At 50.5% G+C, this 20,562-nt stretch carries 15 protein-coding genes; 13 read left to right on the top strand and 2 right to left on the bottom strand.

The genetic code is table 11. From position 1 onward, the window contains the following. The gene (locus tag G006_RS0118740; RefSeq protein WP_020484765.1) at positions 1 to 1,455 is read right to left on the bottom strand and encodes a circularly permuted type 2 ATP-grasp protein; all 1,455 of its coding nucleotides are present in this window, start codon (positions 1,453 to 1,455) and stop codon (positions 1 to 3) included. Between the two features lie 458 nt (positions 1,456 to 1,913). Between G006_RS0118740 and G006_RS0118725 the strand changes: the two genes are divergently transcribed. The 13 genes from G006_RS0118725 (at position 1,914) to G006_RS0118670 (ending at position 18,422) form a co-directional block, all read left to right on the top strand. Beyond that, on the top strand, positions 1,914 to 4,445 hold the full coding sequence (locus G006_RS0118725) for a circularly permuted type 2 ATP-grasp protein (protein WP_020484762.1): 2,532 nt from the start codon (positions 1,914 to 1,916) through the stop codon (positions 4,443 to 4,445). A gap of 10 nt (positions 4,446 to 4,455) precedes the next feature. Beyond that, positions 4,456 to 5,337 (top strand): transglutaminase family protein, encoded by an 882-nt coding sequence (locus G006_RS0118720; RefSeq protein WP_020484761.1) that lies wholly within the window; start codon positions 4,456 to 4,458, stop codon positions 5,335 to 5,337. A 165-nt stretch (positions 5,338 to 5,502) separates the two neighbouring features. Continuing rightward, a complete protein-coding gene (locus G006_RS25955) occupies positions 5,503 to 9,654 on the top strand; it encodes an EAL domain-containing protein (RefSeq protein ID WP_020484760.1) in 4,152 nt (1,383 codons plus the stop codon). A gap of 106 nt (positions 9,655 to 9,760) precedes the next feature. Further along, positions 9,761 to 10,819, top strand: coding sequence for a hypothetical protein (locus G006_RS0118710; protein WP_020484759.1), 1,059 nt, complete (start codon positions 9,761 to 9,763; stop codon positions 10,817 to 10,819). A 133-nt stretch (positions 10,820 to 10,952) separates the two neighbouring features. Further along, positions 10,953 to 11,576 carry an inorganic pyrophosphatase gene (locus G006_RS0118705; RefSeq protein ID WP_020484758.1) on the top strand — a complete coding sequence of 208 codons (624 nt, stop codon included), beginning with the start codon at positions 10,953 to 10,955 and terminating at the stop codon, positions 11,574 to 11,576. A gap of 186 nt (positions 11,577 to 11,762) precedes the next feature. Continuing rightward, positions 11,763 to 12,071: a type II toxin-antitoxin system HigB family toxin gene (locus G006_RS0118700; protein ID WP_020484757.1), complete on the top strand. Its 309-nt coding sequence runs from the start codon at positions 11,763 to 11,765 to the stop codon at positions 12,069 to 12,071. After that, positions 12,061 to 12,414, top strand: coding sequence for a helix-turn-helix domain-containing protein (locus tag G006_RS0118695; protein WP_020484756.1), 354 nt, complete (start codon positions 12,061 to 12,063; stop codon positions 12,412 to 12,414). The genes G006_RS0118700 and G006_RS0118695 overlap by 11 nt, the downstream gene beginning before the upstream one ends. An 87-nt stretch (positions 12,415 to 12,501) precedes the next feature. After that, a complete protein-coding gene (locus tag G006_RS0118690) occupies positions 12,502 to 12,759 on the top strand; it encodes a type II toxin-antitoxin system Phd/YefM family antitoxin (RefSeq protein WP_026147165.1) in 258 nt (85 codons plus the stop codon). A 196-nt stretch (positions 12,760 to 12,955) separates the two neighbouring features. After that, complete coding sequence (locus G006_RS0118685) at positions 12,956 to 13,210, top strand: type II toxin-antitoxin system Phd/YefM family antitoxin (protein WP_020484754.1); 255 nt, start codon at positions 12,956 to 12,958, stop codon at positions 13,208 to 13,210. Further along, positions 13,203 to 13,475 carry a Txe/YoeB family addiction module toxin gene (locus tag G006_RS0118680; RefSeq protein WP_020484753.1) on the top strand — a complete coding sequence of 91 codons (273 nt, stop codon included), beginning with the start codon at positions 13,203 to 13,205 and terminating at the stop codon, positions 13,473 to 13,475. Before G006_RS0118685 ends, G006_RS0118680 begins: the two co-directional genes overlap by 8 nt. 81 nt (positions 13,476 to 13,556) lie before the next feature. Further along, complete coding sequence (locus G006_RS0118675) at positions 13,557 to 17,579, top strand: NACHT domain-containing protein (protein ID WP_020484752.1); 4,023 nt, start codon at positions 13,557 to 13,559, stop codon at positions 17,577 to 17,579. A 140-nt stretch (positions 17,580 to 17,719) separates the two neighbouring features. Next, complete coding sequence (locus G006_RS28440) at positions 17,720 to 18,067, top strand: hypothetical protein (protein ID WP_152428970.1); 348 nt, start codon at positions 17,720 to 17,722, stop codon at positions 18,065 to 18,067. Further along, positions 18,018 to 18,422, top strand: a complete 405-nt coding sequence (locus G006_RS0118670; RefSeq protein WP_020484751.1) for a hypothetical protein — start codon at positions 18,018 to 18,020, stop codon at positions 18,420 to 18,422. The genes G006_RS28440 and G006_RS0118670 overlap by 50 nt, the downstream gene beginning before the upstream one ends. A gap of 76 nt (positions 18,423 to 18,498) precedes the next feature. Here the strand turns inward: G006_RS0118670 and G006_RS0118665 are convergent, their stop codons facing one another. Continuing rightward, positions 18,499 to 20,277: a DUF11 domain-containing protein gene (locus G006_RS0118665; RefSeq protein WP_020484750.1), complete on the bottom strand. Its 1,779-nt coding sequence runs from the start codon at positions 20,275 to 20,277 to the stop codon at positions 18,499 to 18,501. Positions 20,278 to 20,562 lie beyond the last annotated feature (285 nt).

Genomic DNA, 20,562 nt, shown 5'->3' with positions numbered 1-20,562 from the left:
TTATTGCTCCCTATTGATAATCCAAGTGTCTTTACTGCCGCCGCCTTGCGAGGAGTTCACCACCAGCGAACCGGCCCGCAGCGCCACCCGCGTCAGACCGCCGGCAGTAACGAAACTATTTCCACCTTGCAGGATAAAAGGCCGTAAATCGATGTGCCGCGGCTCCAGTTTGTCGTTGCATAAGGTCGGGCAGGTGGATAAGGCCAAGGTCGGCTGGGCAATGTAATTGCGCGGGTTATCCTGAATCAGTTTATGAAACTGCTTGATTTCTTTTTGCGTAGCATGCGGTCCGACCAACATGCCATAGCCGCCGGATTCGTTCGCCGGCTTGACCACCAATTCCGGCAAATGCGCCAGCACATAGGCGCACTGCTCCGGGTCGCTGCACAGATACGTAGGCACGTTGGGCAGAATCGGCTCTTCGTTCAAATAGTAGCGAATCATCTCCGGCACATAGGCATAGACCACCTTGTCGTCGGCCACGCCGGCACCGGGCGCATTGGCCAGGGCCACATTTCCGGCCTTCCAGGCCCGCATCAGGCCCTTCACACCCAATACCGAATCTTTATGAAATACCTCAGGGTCCAGAAATAGATCGTCGATGCGCCGATAAATCACATCGACTTTTTCCAGACCTTTAATGGTACGCATATAGACGCAATCGTCGTCCTTGACCAACAAATCGCCGCCTTCCACCAGTTCCGCACCCATCTGCTGCGCCAGGAACGCGTGTTCGAAATAGGCCGAGTTGTAAATGCCAGGGGTCAGTACCGCGATTTGCGGCGTGTCGTCGGCATCCGGTGCCAACGAGGCCAGCATTTCGAACAACTGGGTCGGGTAATCGTCCACCGGCATGATATTCAGATTTTCCAGCAACTCCGGAAATATCCGCTTGGTAATTACCCGATTTTCGATCATGTACGAGACGCCGGACGGTACGCGCAGATTGTCTTCCAACACATACAGCTTGCCGTCGCCGGCTCGCACCAAGTCACTGCCGCAGATATTGGCCCAACTGCCGAATTTGGGCTGCATGCCCAAACATTCCTTGCGAAAATTGCTGGAACTGTTGATCAATTCTGCTGGGACCAGTCCGTCCTTGATAATCTGCTGCTGGTTATAGACATCATTGATAAAGCAATTCAAGGCTTTCAGACGCTGTTTCAGGCCGGTTTCCACCATTTGCCATTCCTGAAAATCGATCAGGCGCGGAATGATGTCGAAAGGCCAAGCCCGGTCGATATTGCCCTCATCGCTGTAGACGGTAAAGGTGATGCCCATCTCCATGATGGCCGCTTCCGCCGCCGACAGCCGGCCTTTAATGGCGTCCATGCCCAAAGATTGTAAGTATTGACTCAAACTGGCGCAGGCATCGCGTGGCTTGCCGCCTGCGGCTATCATCTCGTCGTAAGCCTTATCGGCGCTGTAATCCGCCCAAATTGTTGGTGTAATCATGCTGTATGCATCCGTGAACGTTGCTTTTATGGTGCAAGTCCGCGCGGAATTGGTGCAAAAACCACCGCACCATTTCAACGCAAACCGGTTCTAATCAGTTACCTGAAATAAAGCAATAGCAATGCCAAGTCGCGCGCCTACGGCTATCAATATACTCGGCCCCGACCGACTTATCTTACCTTAACGCGGGGAAATACCCTTTAGTTCAGAAGCTTGAATCAAACCGATGCTTTATATTGGACTACTCTAGGCAGAGTGACCGAACCCACGCGGTCAATCATGCGCGCGGCCATTCCTGATCGTAACGGCATGCTTCTTGCGGGTTTATTGGACTACGCATTCATCCAAAGTCTCGTCAGAATCGGCATCGGCGCTAAAAAACCGGCTTAGAAAATATAAATAAACGAGATCGGCTTTGATAAATTGCGCTATACCCGGTAAACCGGCAAACTAAACCTATGAAAACCTTAAGCACACCAGAAGCTTTCGCGCCGGGATACCGCCTCGATAAGGGCATCCACGACGAAATGCTGGACGAGACGGGCCGGGTTAGACCGCATTGGGCCCACCTAATGCAGGCATTGCAACAGCTCGGCCCCCGCGAAGTGGGTGAACGCCACCAGGAAGCGCTAAGGCTGCTGCGCGAAAACGGCGTCACCTACAACGTCTACGGCGACCCGGACGGTATTAACCGCCCTTGGCAACTCGACCCGATACCGCTATTGCTGTCCGGCGACGAGTGGTTCGACATTGAGGCCGGACTACTGCAACGCGCCGAACTGTTGAACCTGATTTTGGCCGACCTGTACGGCCCGCGCCAGCTCATCAAGAAAAACCTGCTGCCGCTGGAGCTGATCTACAACCACGGTGGTTTCCTGCGCGTTTGCGATCAAGTAAGCTTGCCCGGCCAACATCAGTTAGTGCTGTGCGCCGCCGACTTGGCGCGCGGCCCGGATAAAAAGATGTGGGTACTCGGCGACCGTACTCAAGCGCCATCCGGCGCCGGCTACGCGTTGGAAAACCGCTTGGCCATGTCGCGGGTCTTGCCCAGCTTGTTTCGCGACACCCACGTCCACCGCCTGGCGCGTTTTTTCCAGTCCTTGCGCGCCGGCCTGAATGCTATCGCCCCCGGCGACGCCGATACCCCGCGCGTGGTGGTATTGACTCCCGGTCCGCTGAACGAAACCTTTTTCGAACACGCCTACCTGGCCTCCTATTTGGGTTACCCCCTGGTACAGGGCGACGACCTGACCATTCGCGACGGCTATGTCTGGCTGAAATCGCTGGTCGGCTTGCAACGGGTGGACGTGATTCTAAGGCGGGTGGACGACAATTACTGCGACCCTCTGGAACTGCGCGAAGACTCGCGGCTAGGCGTCCCCGGCTTATTGGAAGTCGTCAGACGCGGCAATGTGGCGATTGCTAATCCGCTGGGCAGCGGCGTGCTGGAAAATCCCGGCATCATGCCCTTCCTGCCGGGCATCGCCAAATACTTCCTGGGCCAAACCCTAAAGCTAAATTCGATAGCCACCTGGTGGTGCGGCCAAGCCCGCGAGTTAAATTACGTGCTCGCCAATCTGGAACGCCTGGTCATCAAACCGATCTACCGCAAACCCGGCGAACACTCGGTGTTCGGCCATCAACTCAGCCGCGCGCAACTCGCGGACTGGCGCGCACGTATCAAGGCCCGCCCGGCGCTTTACGTCGGCCAGGAATACGAAAGCTTTTCCACCGTACCGGCGATGGTTTCCGGCGGCTACGAACCCCGCCAAACCTTGCTGCGCTGCTTTATGGTGGCGCGAGCGGACGGTTATACCCTGATGCCGGGCGGCTTGAGCCGCAGCGCGCCGCAATACGGCAATATGATGATCACCAACCAAACCGGCGGCATCAGTAAAGATACCTGGGTGGTCGCGACGGAACCGCAGCACCCGGCCATTCCGGCCAAGCGCAGCAGCAGCCTAGCCGGCCACGGCAATGCCTTACCCAGCCGCGCCGCAGACAATATTTTCTGGGTGGGCCGCAACGCGGAACGCGCAGAAGGTGGCGTACGCTTGTTGCGGGCCACGATAAAAAAACTGTTCAGCAACCCTGACCGCGACAGCCCGGACTATCAGCTCAGTCTGGAAACCCAGCTGCGCTGCGTCACCAGCATGACCGGTACCTACCCCGGTTTTTTTGCCGAAGATAAAGAAAGCTTGCTGCACACCCCCGAAGCCGAATTACTGGCGGTAGTGGTTGACGAAAGCCGAGCGGGCAGCCTGGCCAACACGGTAAACAGAATGACCCAATCCGGTTACGCGGTGCGCGATTTATGGTCATCGGATACCTGGCGGGTCATCGACGAAATCGAGGAACAGGTTTCCGAAGCTCGCCGCCTCGGCAAAATCGGTTTATGGTCGATGCAGGAGCAAATGGATCAGCTGATCACCACGCTCTCCGCATTCAGTGGTCTGGTGATGGAAAGCATGACGCGCGGCAACGGCTGGCTGTTTTTGGACATTGGCCGGCGCCTGGAGCGCGGCTTGCAACTGGTATCGGTGTTGAGAACGGCGTTTACAATGCCGCAAAGCGAAGCGGCGGAAACCCGCTTGATCGAATCCTTGCTGGATACCAGCGACAACCTGATTTGCTACCGCCAGCATTACCGGAGCAATCTGGAGTTGGCCTCGTTTTTGGAATTGCTGCTGATGGACCCCAACAATCCCCGCTCACTGGCCTATCAAATCGCTCGTTTGCAGGAACATGTCGGTAAACTACCGCGCGAACCCAGCACGCGCCGAATAAGCGCTGAAGAGCGGCTACTATTAGAGGCTAGTTGTCTTCTAAATATCGCCAACATCGACGATTTATTGAGCGTATCCGAATCCGGCATTCGCGAAGCGCTGGACCAACAACTCAGCAAGATTTACGCACTGTTGGCCGCGTTGTCCGATACCTTGACCGCCAATTATTTCCGCCACGGGGACGCGCCGCAATCGCTGTCCTAAGGGAGTCACCATGCGTTATCGGGTTACCCATACCACTACCTACCGTTATCAACAGGCCGTAGGCTTGTCCTACAACGAAGTGCGGATGCAGCCGCGCCCCTGCCCGAATCAACAATTGCTCAGTTCGCAACTGAAAATCACCCCCTTGCCCTGCGACTATCGGACCCGTACCGATTTTTTCGGCAATCAAGTTGCCTGGTTTTCGATTCGCGAGCCGCATCGGGAGTTTGTGGTCACCGCCAGCAGCGAAGTACAGATTTTTCCGCAACCGGTGCAGTTGGACTTCAGCCACGGCATGAGCTGGGAACTGGTCAAGGAAGCGCTCTGGAACGATAGAAGCGAACCACTATTGGAGGCCCGGCAATTTGCCTTGGATTCGCCGTTCATAGCCGCCGATGCCGAGCTAGCCGGTTATGCGCAAGCCTCGTTCACACCCGGCAAGGCGTTGATCGAAGCGATACACGATCTGATGCAACGTATCCACCGTGATTTTACCTTCGACCCGGAATTCACCAACCTGGCCACGCCGCTGACCACCGTCCTGCAACATCGGCGCGGCGTCTGCCAGGATTTCGCCCATCTAGCCATAGGCTGCATCCGTTCGCAAGGTCTGGCCGCCCGCTATGTCAGCGGTTATATCGAAACCCTGCCGCCGCCCGGCAAGAAAAAACTGGTAGGCGCCGACGCTTCGCATGCCTGGTTCTCCGTATACTTACCGGACCTGGGCTGGATGGATTTCGATCCCACCAACAACCAATTGCCGGGCGATAGGCACATCATCGTCGCCTGGGGCCGCGACTACAGCGATGTCACGCCGTTAAAAGGGGTGATTTTCGGCGGCCAAAACCACGAATTAAAAGTGGCTGTGGAAGTTGAAAATTTGGGCGTATAAACCCAAACCGGCGCAGGTGAATCACCAGCGCGAAGCCACCTTTCATCCGTTAGGAATGCGCCGAAAACCCAGCACTTAGCCCGTGACAAAACCTTGCATTTCGTGAGATAAACCAAGATATTTTGTTTGTCTATTCGTCAGCTTTCAATAAATCAAGGTAATCTCTTGCGCCGTTTTTCGACCTTTTCCAATGCAGAACTAGTCCGCCTTGTTGGCCTGGCGGTCGCCTACGCACTCGTTGCCAAACTGGTGCTGATGTTTTTCGCCGCCAATCACGTCGTTTCCATCATCTGGCCGCCTGGCGGCATCGCACTGGCAGCCTTGCTGCTCGGCGGTAAAAAACTGTGGCCCGGCGTGTTCCTGGGCGCATTACTTGGCAATCTGTGGGCAGGCAATCCGCTGGAGCAGGCCTTGCCTATCGCTTTCGGCAATACCGTGGAAGCACTTGTCGGCTGCTATCTGCTGGGCGAGATTCGCAAACTGCAACAGCCGCAAGACTACTTACGCATCCTGTTTGCCGGCGCCTTGGCTTCGGTCGTTTCGGCCATGGCGGGCTCCTTAATTCTGTTACATTTCGACGCCATAACGGCGCAGCAATGGCCGATCAGTCTAGCGCATTGGTGGATGGGCGATGTCTTGGGTATTGCGATTTTCACGCCGCTTATTTTGGTCTGGCGGCAGCCACCAAGTTTTAACTGGAACCCGTATCAAGTTTGGCGCGCGTTGCTTTATGTCACAACAGCGTTTCTGGCGGGGCAAATGATTTTCCTGGAGTGGCCGTGGCATCTTGGCCACTACGGCAAAGCTTTTTATATGTTCGCTTTTCTGGTTTACGGCGCACTGTATTTTGGCTTGCATGGCACCTTGTTACTGATCAGCATGGTCATGCTGCAAAGCATGTTCGGTGCGATTTTTCAGGTAGGCTTTTTTGCAGCCGACAGCAGTGAAACCGGCCTATTGCTGCAATGGTCGTTTTTGCTGGTACTGTCCAGCGTCGGTATTTCCCTGGCGCTGGCCATCGAGCGTTACCAGCGGTCGGAACAATTCAGCAAAGCCCTCGGCGATTTCAACAAACACATTCTGCGCTCGGTTCAGGAAGGCGTGATTGTTTACGATCTGCATGGCCGTATCGAACTCTGGAATCGTTTTATGGAAACCTTGACGGGGCGGCCGCAAACCGCTTGCCTGGGGAAAACCCCCATTGAATTATTTCCCTGGCTGGCGCAAACGCCAATCCCTGACGGCATTCAAAAGGCGTTAAAAGGCGAAACCGTCTATCAAACCCCATTCACCGCCGGCGACGGCCGCTGGATCAGTTCGACGCAAATGCCCTTACGTGACGACCAGGAGCGTATTGTCGGCGTTATCGAACTGATCAAGGATGAATCCTTAAACATCGAGTTCGGCAAATCCCTGTCGGTCAGCGAATTGCGGTTTCAAAGCATTTTGGACAATACGCCCACGGTGATTTACAGCAAAGACCTGCAAGGCCAATACCAGCTGATCAACCGCCAATTTGAAAAACTGTTCGCGGTTGATAACGAGACGGTCAGGGGCAAACGGGATATCGACTTATTTCCGGGCGACGACACCAAACTACTGTGGGAAAACGATTTAGCGGTCGTCAATAGCGGCCAGGCGCAGATATTCGAAGAAAAACTCACCCATCAAGACGGTAAAATTCACACCTATTTGTCGCATAAGTTTCCGCTACGCAATGCGCAAGGCGAAATTTACGCAGTGTGCGGCATTTCCACGGACATCAGCGAACGCAAGTTATCGGAAAAATTATTACAAGAAAGCGAATTGCGCTGGAAATTTGCGTTGGAAAGCGGCGGTGACGGCGTTTGGGATTGGGATTTGACCAATGGCAAAGTGTTTCTGTCGCCGCGCTGCATGGAGATTCTGAACTTCAGCGAACAAGACAGAGAAAACGATTACCGTAATTGGGAAGCCACGATACACCCGGAAGATAGCGCCCGGATGATGGCCGATTTGCAGACACATCTGGAAAATCGCAGCGAGCGCTTCAGCAACGAGCATCGAGTAAAACATGGCGACAACCAATGGCGCTGGATTCTGACCCGTGGCCTGGTGATCAGCCGCGATGCCCAGGGCAAGGCCTTGCGAATGATCGGTACCCAAACTGACATTACCGAACGCAAACAGCTGCAATGGCTGCAATTGTCCAAGATTGTCGATGGTTCGCCGGAAGCCACTCTTTTAGTCGGAGAAACCGGTCTCATCAAACTCGCCAACCCGCCCGCGGCGAAAGTATTTATTTATACTTTGGATGAGCTGATAGGCCTGACTGTCGATGCGCTGGTACCGGAACGTGCCCGCGCCAAACACCCGGCACAGCGCGCGCAATTTTTACAAGAGAACAAAGCGCGGCCGATGAGTGCCAGCCGCTCACTAACCGCAATACGCGGCGACGGCACGGAATTTCCGGTGGAAATCAGTTTGACACCTATCGATATAGACAACCGGCGCTACATTATCGTCTCGGTGCTGGACATCAGCGAGCGCAAACGCCTTGAGCACGAAATGCAGTTAATGGCGATGATTTATCAGGCTATCGGCGAAGCGGTGATGGTCGCTGATGCCGATAATCGCATCATAGCGATCAATGAAGCGTTTACCCACCTGACCGGCTATACCGCGGAAGACGCGATAGGCCAGTCCACCGACATTCTAAAATCGGGCCGCCACGATCCGGATTTTTATCAAACCATGTGGCACTCGCTGTTACAAACCGGCCACTGGCAAGGCGAGATCTGGAATAAACGCAAAAACGGCGATATTTACCAAGAATGGCTGGTGATCAACACCATCTACGGCGAACACGGCGAAGTAGAGCGCCGGGTGGCGATGTTCTCGGAAATTACCGAGCAAAAACATGTCGAACAAACCATCTGGCGCCAAGCCAATTTCGACCCGCTCACCGACTTGGCCAACCGACGCATGTTCCAGGATCGCTTGAACCAGGAAATCAAGAAAGCCCAGCGCGACAAAAACAGCTTGGCGGTGATGCTGCTGGACCTGGACCGCTTCAAAGAGATCAACGATACCCTAGGTCACGGCATGGGCGATATTTTGTTGCAGGAAACCGCGCGGCGCATCTTGGCTTGCGTGCGGAATGTCGATACGGTGGCTCGGCTGGGCGGCGACGAGTTCACCATCATTCTGGGCGAATTGGACTCGCAAACCAGCATAGACCGCGTCGCGCAAGCCATCCTGCACCAGCTTGCCGAACCGTTTCGTTTGGGCGAGGAACTGGCCTACATCTCGGTCAGCATCGGCATTACCTTCTATCCGCAAGACGCGCTGGAAGCTGAGCAACTGATCAAAAACGCCGATCAGGCCATGTATTCCGCCAAGCAACAAGGCCGCAACCGCTACAACTTTTTTACCAGCGAGATGGAGCAGACCGCGCAAAACCGGATGCGCCTGACCAGCGACCTGCGCCAAGCACTGACCAATCAAGAGTTTTGCCTGTACTATCAACCGATAATCGAATTGAGCAACGGCAGAATGCATAAAACCGAAGCGCTGATCCGCTGGCAACATCCCACGCGCGGCATGATCAGCCCGGCGGAGTTTATTCCGTTGGCGGAAGAGACCGGACTGATAGTCGATATCGGCGATTGGGTATTTCGGATGGCGGCAAAACAAGTCGCCGAGTGGCGCGCCCACTATCGCCCGGATTTACAAATGGGTATTAACAAGTCGCCGGTACAATTTACGCGCAGCAATCTGGGTGACAGCAAATGGATAGACTACTTGCATGAACTAGGCTTATCAGGCCAATGCGTCGTCATCGAAATTACCGAAAGCCTGTTGCTGGATGCCGACAATATTGTCCGCGACCATTTATACGCCTACCGCGATGCGGGCATCCAGGTGGCTATCGACGATTTCGGCACCGGCTATTCGTCACTGTCTTATCTGAAAAAATTCGACATCGATTATCTGAAGATAGACCAGAGTTTTGTACGCAATCTGGAAGCGGATTCCAGCGACCTGGCGCTGTGCGAAGCAATAATAGTGATGGCGCATAAACTGGGCTTGAAAGTGATAGCCGAAGGCATCGAAACCGCGCAGCAACTGGAATTGCTAACTGCCGCCGGTTGCGACTACGGCCAAGGCTATCTGTTTTCCAAACCGCTGCCTGCTTCTGAGTTTGCGCGGCTGTTCGATACGGAAAATCAGCAACCGACACCGCAGCCGGCGCCCACCTCAACGGCAACAACGCCGACAAAACCGGCAGGACGCGGCGATTCCAGTATTTCTAAATTGTTCGGTTCGGACAAATAAACGGCACGCGGCGATGCACACACGTTTTCAGAATGAACGCTTTCAGCAATCTGCGGCCCAAAGCCTCATACTTTTTATCAGAATACCTATTTGAAACGGAGTTTTTATGTTGATCCACAAACTGTCTTTTCCCATCCTTTTACTGAGTGCCGCCGCGCTATTTCAGCAAGCGGCATACGCTCAAGACGCGCCTAGCCCACAGCAAGCGCTACAGAACTTCGGCATCAGCGCCGCACAAATCCCGCAATTGGAACGCGGCGAAATCGTCGGTTACGACGTCAGCGAAACCAGCCAAAAAGAACTCGCTATTGGCGTAGCGATGATCATACCGGTAGGCTTGCCGCAACTGGCCGATTACATCAAAAAGGGCAAACTCAACGCCGGCGAGAGCGACATCGTCGCCACCGGCATACTGGGCGATAACGCCAGCGTCGATAGTTTTAAGAAGTTTGCGTTTACCGAAAAGCAATTGGACGAAGCCAAGGCCTTTCTGGAAGCTGAGCCGGGCGACGAATTCAACCTCTCCAAAGCCGAACTGGACAGTTTGAAAAGCCTGCAAGCCGGACTGGAAGACGCCGACAACAAAAACATACTGAGAACCGCCAACCAAAAATACCGCGAGTTTTTACTGCAACGCCTGCAAGCCTATAAAAAAAGCGGCCTGGCCGGCATTGCCCCTTACAGCCGCGACGGCGGCACAGCCGACCCGGCTGCGGAACTGCGTAACGACGCCGTGAACAGCAAAGCCTGGGCGCGTTACTTTCCGGAATTGCAACAAGCCTGGTTAAACTATCCCGCCGCATTGCCGGCCAATACCAGCGAACAGTTTTTATGGTTGAATCGGCGCGTGGAGGACCGCCCCACCGCCGTGCTAAATCACCGAGTAATCGCCATCGGCGAAGGCGGCGGCATCATCGTCTCCAGACAATTTTACGTCGGCCACTCTTACAACTCCAGCCAAGTGGTCGCCGGCGGCTTGCCCTATAAAGACGGCACACTGGTGTTTTACTCGATCCGCAGTTCTACCGATCAAGTCGCGGGCATAGGCAGCAGCCTGAAGCACTCGATAGGCCGCGAACAGATGAAAAAAGAAATGATCAAGCGCCTGCAACGGCTGAATAAAGACATGAAGCTCAAGCCCGCGCCTGTCGCCGCCGACGAGTAATTCCGATAAACAAACTCAACGGCATTTAACGCAAGCCCAATCAGATACTACTATTAGACTTGATTGGCTTGCGCATTGCCCCCACCCTGGTAAATATCCCTATAACCTTGTTCCCCAAAGCCCTAAACCTTAGATGAATATAAAACACAAAGCCCACCCCTGGCACGGCATCTCGCCCGGCGACAACACCCCGGACATCGTCACCGCCTTCATAGAAATCGTGCCGTCCGACACGGTGAAATACGAAATCGACAAAGACAGCGGCTATCTGAAAATCGACCGGCCGCAAAAATTCTCCAACATGATTCCTACTCTGTACGGCTTCATTCCGCGCAGTTATTGCGCGGAAAAAATCGCCGAATACGCCGCCGCACAATCCGGCAAACCGGTCAGCAAGGGCGACGGCGACCCACTGGATATTTGCGTATTAAGCGAACGTAGCGTGACGCATGGCGACATCCTGCTACAAGCCATCCCCATCGGCGGTTTTCGGTTACTAGACGGCGGCGAGGCCGACGACAAAATCATCGCCGTCATGAAAGGCGACGAATTCTACCGGCAATGGCGCGACGTCTCCGACTGCCCCGAATCGTATATCAATCGCTTGAAGCATTACTTCCTGACCTACAAACATTTACCCAGCGAAAAAAGCGTCTGTGAAATTACTCATGTCTACGGCCGCGAAGAGGCCCATGAGGTCATCAGACGCGCAATCGCGGATTATCAGTATCATTTTGGCTGCCAGGACGACGAGTAGAGTTGTTTTGGAACGGATGCGCCGAGCTACAGTCGGCGCATCCCCAGTAACGCAAATTCAATTGGCGAGCGACATGCACTCTTCGCATTAAGTCTCAGCGCACTTGTTAAGCGAATATTTGTTCCTTGCGTAGAGTAACAGCACCGCTTACACTGCTCCCAATTGGGGAGATAAAACTCTATAATCATGCGGGTCATAGCAAAAAGCACCATCAAGAAATTTTGGGAACAGCCCTCGCATCGCGATGCAAAAGGCCCACTTGAAAGTTGGTACGAAGAAGCCCTGAAAGCCAATTGGCCTTCACCGCAAGCCATCAAGAATCAATATCGTAATGCCAGCATCTGCAATAACAATCGCGTAGTATTTAACATTGGCGGCAACAAATACCGTCTAGTAGTAGAAATGCAATATCGCGCCGGCATTGCCTGGATAAAGTTTGTTGGCACACATGCCCAATACGACCTAATTGACGTGGAGACGGTCAATGACTATTAAGCCAATCCGAAACGACGATGAATTAAAAGCCGCCTTTCAACGGCTGGAAGCCATATTCCAAGCCGAACCGGATACCCCGGAGGCCGATGAAATGGAGGTATGGGTTACCTTGATCGAGGTTTACGAAAACAAACATTACGCTATCGCCCCGCCAGACCCTATCGAGGCCATCAAATTCCGTATGGAGCAGCAAAACCTCAGCGCAAAAGACCTGGAAACTTATATCGGCAGCAGCGGCCGCGTATCGGAAGTCCTTAACCGCAAACGCCCTTTGAGCCTAAGAATGATCAAACGCCTGCACGACGGCTTGGCGATTCCATATGAGAGTTTATTAGCCGGCTAAATCAGCAAACGCTAGTACTTTGAGGGGGCAAACGGCAAAGATGCGTGATAGGCTAAATCAACTCAACTTGGTTTATCGGAGGTCTTCGTGCAAACAGTAAATATCCACGAGGCAAAAACTCACTTATCTCGCTTGGTCGAACAAGCCGCCAAAGGCGAACCGTTCATGATTGCCAAAGCAGGCAAACAGTTGGTTAAAGTTTCCGCACTGTACAACTCAACTGGCGATCAGATCCGACGCTTGGGGTTCCTAAGCGGGCATATCAAAGTGCCCGACGATTTTGACAGTATGGGCAGCGAAGAGATTGCGCAGCTATTCGGCACTGACGATGAAACTGCTGCTTGATACCCATATGCTGCTTTGAGCGGCTGGCTCGCCAAATTTGCTACCCGAACAAACTCGCCATAAGCTGACAACCGTTTCTGGCTGCTAAGTTTGCCGGAAACGCTTTCGCTTATTCCGGCCTACCTAATCGCAAAGTTGCAAAGCCCCACCCGACAACCTAGACTTGTACAATATTAGGAACAACTGGGGTTCAATCATGCGCATAGTCTCGTTTACCGAAGCCAGAAATGGCCTTAAAACACTGCTGGACCAAGTTGTCAACGACGCCGACTGCACCGTCATAACCCGCCGCGACAGCCAAGACGCCGTGGTTATGTCGCTAGAGTATTACAACAGCCTGATGGAAACCGTGCACCTGCTGAAATCGCCCGCCAACGCCGCCCACCTGGCCGAATCCATTGCCCAATACCGCCAAGGCCAAACCACGGAACGAGCTTTATTGGATGACTAGACTGCTGGCTTGGACAGAAGCCGCCTGGTCCGATTATCTGTATTGGCAAGAACAGGATAAAAAAACCCTAACCCGCATCAACAAACTGATTACGGAAGTATTGCGCGCACCGTTCGAAGGCATCGGAAAACCGGAAGCGTTAAAGGAAAATCTGGCCGGTTTTTGGTCGCGCCGTATAGACGATACGCATCGCTTGGTTTATGCCGTTTCCGATAGCCATATTACTGTCATTGCTTGTCGGTATCATTACCAGCGCGGTGGTTGATTTTGGTTTTATGACAAGAAAATTGGTATGTGCTACATACCTAACCTGACTTCAATCCGCCCCTACGATTAACCCTCATAGATGCTAGACCGAGCAATCAAAAAAATATATCCTCCCAATCAAAATAACGAAAGCAACCAAGCTTTAACGTTTGCAGATATTTTGGAAATACCAAATATTATTTTGTTAGGGGAGCCTGGAGCTGGAAAAACATATCTCTTCAGAAACGGCGCAGACCATGAAAAAGGAAACTTCATATCCTCGCGAAATTTTACAATTCATGCTGATGAAAATTTTAGCAATAAGCCAATTTATATCGATGCCCTAGACGAGAAGCGATCACGCACAGATCAGCCAGATTCGATTGATGAAATAATCAAGCACATCAAACAAATAAAGCCCTCCAAGGTCAGATTATCATGCCGGGTGGCTGATTGGCTTGGAGAAACAGACCTTGAATTATTTAAGCCATACTTCGATGCAACTGGTGGATATTGTGTAGTGATCCTCGAAGCCTTGAACGAGGATGGAATTGATCAAATATTGAGCGAAAAAAATATTGCCAACCCTACTGAATTCAAAGCAAAAGCATTCGAAAAAGGAATCGAAACAATGCTCAGCAACCCGCAAACATTAATAATGTTGGCTGATACTGTAAAAAATGGACAATGGCCGAGTACAAAAACTGAATTGTTCGAAAACGCAACGGATTTACTTCTGTTGGAACATAACAGCAATCACAAACACAAACGATTAGCTGCATACAAAATCGATCAGCTAAAAGATGCTGCTGGCGCTGCTTGTGCTGTATTACTGATTACAGATATTGAGGGCATTTCATTACTTACAAACGCGGATAACAGTTATGCCGATATACCTTATCCCGATTCGGAAATAGTGTTGGCGGCTATAACAAAACGCGCATTTGTTATTACCAATCATCAGGAAGAACAAGTCGGGTATTCTCATCGGACTATTGCCGAATATTTAGCCGCATGCTGGTTAGTTAAATCTGTTCGTAATGGCTTACCTGTTCGACGAGTAGTTAGCTGGCTGGGAATAGAGAATCATCCAGCGCCGGAACTGCGCGGCTTATATGCATGGTTAACTCAATTGTTACCCGAACATACTGATTCGTTACTAGAAAATGACCCCTACGGAGTATTAGTTCTTGGAGATGTAAGCTGTCTTTCACTATCAAGTCGGAAAAAACTACTAAATGAATTACTAAACCTTACCGAAAAAAACCCTTGGTTTCGTGCCGAAGACTGGTCAGGAGCGCCGCTTGGTTTTTTATCCACTCCAGATATAGCATGTGAGTTTAAATCTATATTATTAAGAAAACCGCAACAATTTCATTTGCGATCAATTGTATTAGATGCAATTAAGTTTGGGGAACAACAACCTGAACTTAAAGATGAGTTATTAAATCTATTTTGCGACAACTGCGCACCCTATGCCGAAAGGTCTCGTGCAATTGAAGGATTAATACATGCCATTCCGAATGGAAAGCAATTAGCCGTCAAAGCAACCCGAGAAACTCTTAAGTCGTCCAACGACGACATTCGTTTAAAAGAAGAAGTAATTTACAAATTATATAATGAGTATTTTTCTCCTGAAGATACTATTCATCTTATTATTGACCACATTAATCACTACGACCATAACAAAGTTGTTACAGGTAACTTGTGGCTCTTAAGCCGAGCCTTACCTATTAACGACTTACCAAACACACTTGATTTGTTATCGCAAATAAATTTCGATAATGTCAGTGAATATGATGAGGTTTGGAGCTTTGCATATGAATTATTAGAACGAACTTTACACGCCGAAGGCAACATTGATGCAAACCAACTATGGCGCTGGATATCAAGATTAAAGTTCTATTCTGGCTACGGACGCCATCGCAGGGACGTTATTAAATCCTGGCTAGAAGAAAACCCGTGTTTTTTAATCCTTATATTTAACCTGGCACTAAATGAGCATAAAGACTTTTCTAATATCCATGGATTTTGGAATAATTTTCGGGAATTGGTCAGATATCAATACAATGCCGATGAAATTGCAACACATTCATTTTCAAAAATTGCAAATAAAGAACACTGTGACGAGCATGATCAATTTATTTTTGAGTTGACTTTAGTCATAATAACTTCGCAAACAACCAATATTGAATTATTTGACATTTTATTTAACTACCGCACTAATCATCCCGAACTTGAAGACATATGGTCTCGTACCTGCCAATGTGAAATCCCAGAATGGCGCTGGAATAAAATAAATAAAACCGTCACCCTCAGGGAAAATAGACTGAATAACCAGCAAAAAAATCGTATAGCTTTCGATAAAGACCTGGCCTTGATCCGCGCAGGCTCGCATCTTGGTTGGATGAGTTGGTTAGCAAAGATATATTTTTCAAGATTTTCTGATGTTGATAACACTTTGATACCACATAAACGCCTGGAAATAGAACTGGGTGAATCAAATTTGCAATTTTCGCTAGAAGGACTACAAGCCGCACTTTACAGAAACGATCTCCCTACAACATTTGAAATAGTAAGCCTATATTCAGAAGGAAGGTTTAAAGATTGGTGGTTTGCAATATTAGCCGGAACAAATGAATACTGGAATACAAAAAACGATTTAAACGACATCCCTAAACCAGCACTCAAATCAAGCCTAACAATAAATCTATTATTCCCCTCATTTTATCTTACTGAAGGGAATTCCCGCACAGAAATAACACCTGACTGGCAATATGCATTATTTCAATATGATCCCGAACTTGTCCAATCAGCTTACTTGGAAGTAGTGGAGTTATTTTTGGCAAGCAAGAAAGAACATGTGATTGGCCTAAGAGATATTTGCGAAAACTCCAATCTTGATAAAAACAGGACTGAAACTATTTTGCGATTGTTAAGCCAATATCCAAAAGCATCAATGGAGTCATTGCGGACTTTACTATTAAAAGCCATTACGATCCCTGAAGCGAAAAATCAGTTACTCCTACTCACATATTCCTCAATAAAACCCCATACAAAAATACGTTTAAAACAAAAAGCATTATGGTTTTGTATTGGATTTTTACTAGATTTTGAAAATTTCAAAAAAGCGATTGAAGACTTCTCCTCAAAACGTGATGATTTTATTTTGACATACATATGGTTTAGTGATCGAATTCGAATTGCTGACACTACAACTCACCCCACTTTACTTTCAAATAGTCAAATAGAATTTATTATTACGTTGACTGGCAGTCGATACCCTAATATTGACGAAATAATCGAAGATAACAATAAATCGCATGAGTTTTTTGATGCTGCGCAATTTGTTAAAAATAAAATAACCCAGCTAGCAACACGAGTGGATAACGAATCAATAGAGGTCTTAAATAAATTTATTAATGAACCTACACTGTATAGCTATTTAGATCACTTAAAACACGCAGCAGCCAATCAGAGCTCTTTAAGGAGAAAACAACTATTTTCCCAACCTAACTGGCAACAAACAATCTCAGCGCTATCAAATGGCAAACCAACTAACATAGCTGATCTTTATAATTTAACTATCGAATATTTAAAAGATGTTGCCATTAAAATTCGAACAGAAAATACAGATATTTTTAAAATATTCTGGAACGAAGACTCGTATGGCCGAATTACAAACCAGCCCAAATCCGAGGAGTCCTGCCGCGACCGTTTAATCGATTTGCTAAGACAAAAGTTTACGCCTTTGGAAATAGCGGTGGAACCTGAAGGGCATATGGTAGATGACAAACGCGCAGATATAGTGTTACTGAACGCAGCCTTACAGAAATTGCCTATTGAAATTAAACGGAATTACCATTCGGCCTTATGGACGGCCTGCGCAAACCAGTTGGATACCCTATATACACGCGACCCACAAGCCAGCGGATATGGTATTTACTTGGTATTTTGGTTTGACGAAAAACCAACAAAACGCATGCCCACGCCTCCAGAACCAATACAAAAACCTGAAACCGCTCAGGAACTAGAAGATGCGCTTCGATCACTAATAACTATCGATGATAGACATAGACTTGATGTTGTTGTGATTGATGTTACTCGTCCCAGCAGCACATAGCTGTGGATTAAAACCCTGCTTTAAAGATTTTCGATGAGTTTCACTTTGTTTAACACAGCCAAGCGATAGTCATCTGGCATCGTTTGGAAACCCCATATCCGTTTCCATGCCAACTTATGCATCGACTCGAGACAGCGCAAATGAAACATCTATCAATGACGATTATTTTATCGGCCGCCCTGGCTGGCTGCACAACAAGCTCTCCATATACCCAGCCATTAGCCGCAGCCAACCCCGCTCCGGCCCCAAAATCTATATCGACCGCCTCACTTTACCCACCAGCAGCCACCGAAAAAACCGGTCCCGTGAATGTTTATCTGATTCCGTTGAATGATTTCTCGGAAGATATTGCGGCGCAAATCGGCAGGGATTTGAGTAAGGAATTCGGGCTGTGGGTTAAGGGCACTGTGGCTATGGGCACGCAAGGCCTGATGGCCGATGCCGGGCTCTCAACAATTCGCGGCGGAAGACATCTTCGAACAGGCTAAAACCGTAATGCAGCGTTTGCCGGAAGCGGACAGCAACACCTATTTTATTTTTCTGACTAACCGCGACATCAACAGCCGGGCCAGAAATTTTCGTTTCCAGTTTTCCTACCATGACAAGGTCTGCCGCTGTTCGGTGGTTTCCGCCGCGCGCATGCACCCGGAATCGGAAAATTCGCCCGGTGGCCGCCAACAGCTGGAATCGCGCTTCATCAAAATGACCAAACGCGCCATAGGTCAGATGGTTTTGGGTTGGGAGCGCTCCAGCGATATTAACGATCTAATGTATTCGCCGATTATGAGCCTGGACGACATCGACCATTTGGGTAATCGGCATCCTGCCATCCCCAAGAAATAAACTTGCAAAAGTATGGTTTCCGCTGGGTTTCACATTGTTTTACCCAGTCTATCCTCTATATGAAATCATGCTTAGCCTAAGGAACAGCGATTTTAGCCTCGCAATTGGTCGCGGTATCGGTGCCGGAACCACCGTCGCAGCTATCCGTACCCGCTTCCCCGTTTAGGGTGTCGTTGCCGGCGTCACCTTTCAGTGTGTCTTGGCCTAGACCGCCGCAGATGATGTCGTTATCCGCGCCGCCGCTGATGGTGTCGTTACCGCTCAAACCGTGGATGATGTCGCGGCGTTTGGTACCGACCAAAGTATCCGCACCGGGAGTGCCGACTATGGTGGGCACCAAACCATTACACAACAGCGGCTGCACCGCGACGGTTTGCGTGGCGCTGTTGTTAAGCGGCTGGCCGTCATTTTGGTCGGCCAGCACAGTCACTTGATTGCTCAACGTAACAGCAGCGCTGGGAATGGCTTTTACGGTGACCGTAGCGGTGGCTGTGTTTGCCAGGCTACCCAAGTTACAAGTGATCTTGCCGCTGACTGGCGCACTGCAACTGCCTTGCGATGTAGTTGCGGAGATTGAAGACAATCCGGAGACCGGCAAGGTATCGATTAACTTCACACCCGTGGCATCGGCTGTACCGTTATTCTTAACGACAATTGTCAAGGTCATGCTGTCGCGCACCATCGCCGCACTGGCTGTGCCGCTGACTGCCAGATCCGCCGAAGGTACAGCTGCCAATTCGAAAGCACCGATATCGCATTGCGGGCCTTGCGGGCGAGCCAAGCCGCGTTGATCCAAATTGCTCACCGGTGCAGTTGCGCACAGTGCGTTATCGGCGGCATCAATGGCGGCGCTGCCAGGGATTAACGCCAAAGTTTGGGTCGGGCCGCCGTTGTTAGCCAAAGTAGCTGCGACCAATGTGCTCGCATCGACACCGGTGATATTGCCATTGCTGCCATCTACCTGCACTATCGGGCCAATACCGTTCCATCTGTAAAACAGGGTAGCGGGAAAGCCAATCAAGTTGTAACTGGCAGTCGTTGGCGAACCGCCAATATCGGCATCACCCACCGCCGCCGTATTGCCGGCGACTATGCTGTTATGTAGATTCAGCGTCCCAAGATTTTCGATGCCGCCGCCGTTGTCTTCCAGGGAGCAAAAAAAGCCCGGCGGGCAAACCGGTAGCTGCACGCTATTGCCGACAATGGTGCTGTTGATAATCGTCGCCGCAATACCGGAGTTTCTAATCGCGCCGCCGAAAACCGAACTGTTGCCGGAGAACGTACTGTTAACCACCGTGAGATTACCGCCGGGATTGGCTAGAGAGGTATCCGAGTAGTTGGCAATACCGCCGCCGGTGCGGGTGGCGGTATTACCGACAAAGGTGCTATTCAACACGGTGAGGTTACCGAATTGGTTATAAACGCCGCCGCCCTGCGGGTCCGCATAACCATTGGCGACGGTCAGATTCTTTAACGTTAAGCCCGCGCCGGGTGTGACCCAAAACACCCGCACGGCGTTGCCGCCGCTTAGCGTGACGCTACGACCCAAGCTATCAAGGGTCAGTCCATCGACATCGCTGATGGTCAGGGTGCTGCTCAGTACAGCAGTACCATTGACGCCAAAGGTGATGGTATCGATGCCTGTACCAGCCGGGCAGTCACCACCTGTTGTGTCACTGTCGCTATTGGCGTTGGCGACCGCTTCGCGCAATGTGCAACTGCCATCGGCCACTGCGCTTACATCAATTAAATTGGTAACGTTGATCGTATTAGCCCAGGCAGGCGAACCTATCAGCGCGGATAACACAGCCAAAGCCATGTGCTTACCGGATAGACTGGTTTTTGAACTATTCATAAATTTCCTTGGTGCTTGGTTTGCCTTGGAACAAGGCCATTGGAGGCCGATCAATCGGCACTATTAGTTGGATATTTTTGCGTTAAGCATTTATTTTAAAAAATCTCAGCCTTTGCCTGATTTGGCTAGATACGCTGGAGCAGATTAACACTAGCGGTTTCGCGCAGGGCAATTACCTTGTAAATCACCTGAAATTAGCAAAGGTTCAAAGCGGATAAAAATTTAAGCGCGGTAAGCTGTGATTTGTTTGGCCGGCAACAGACTGGCTATTTAACCGAAGTATCC

The sequence above is a fragment of the Methylomonas sp. MK1 genome (assembly GCF_000365425.1).
Classification (GTDB): Bacteria; Pseudomonadota; Gammaproteobacteria; order Methylococcales; family Methylomonadaceae; genus Methylomonas.
This window is presented reverse-complemented; position numbering and strand designations above follow the sequence as displayed.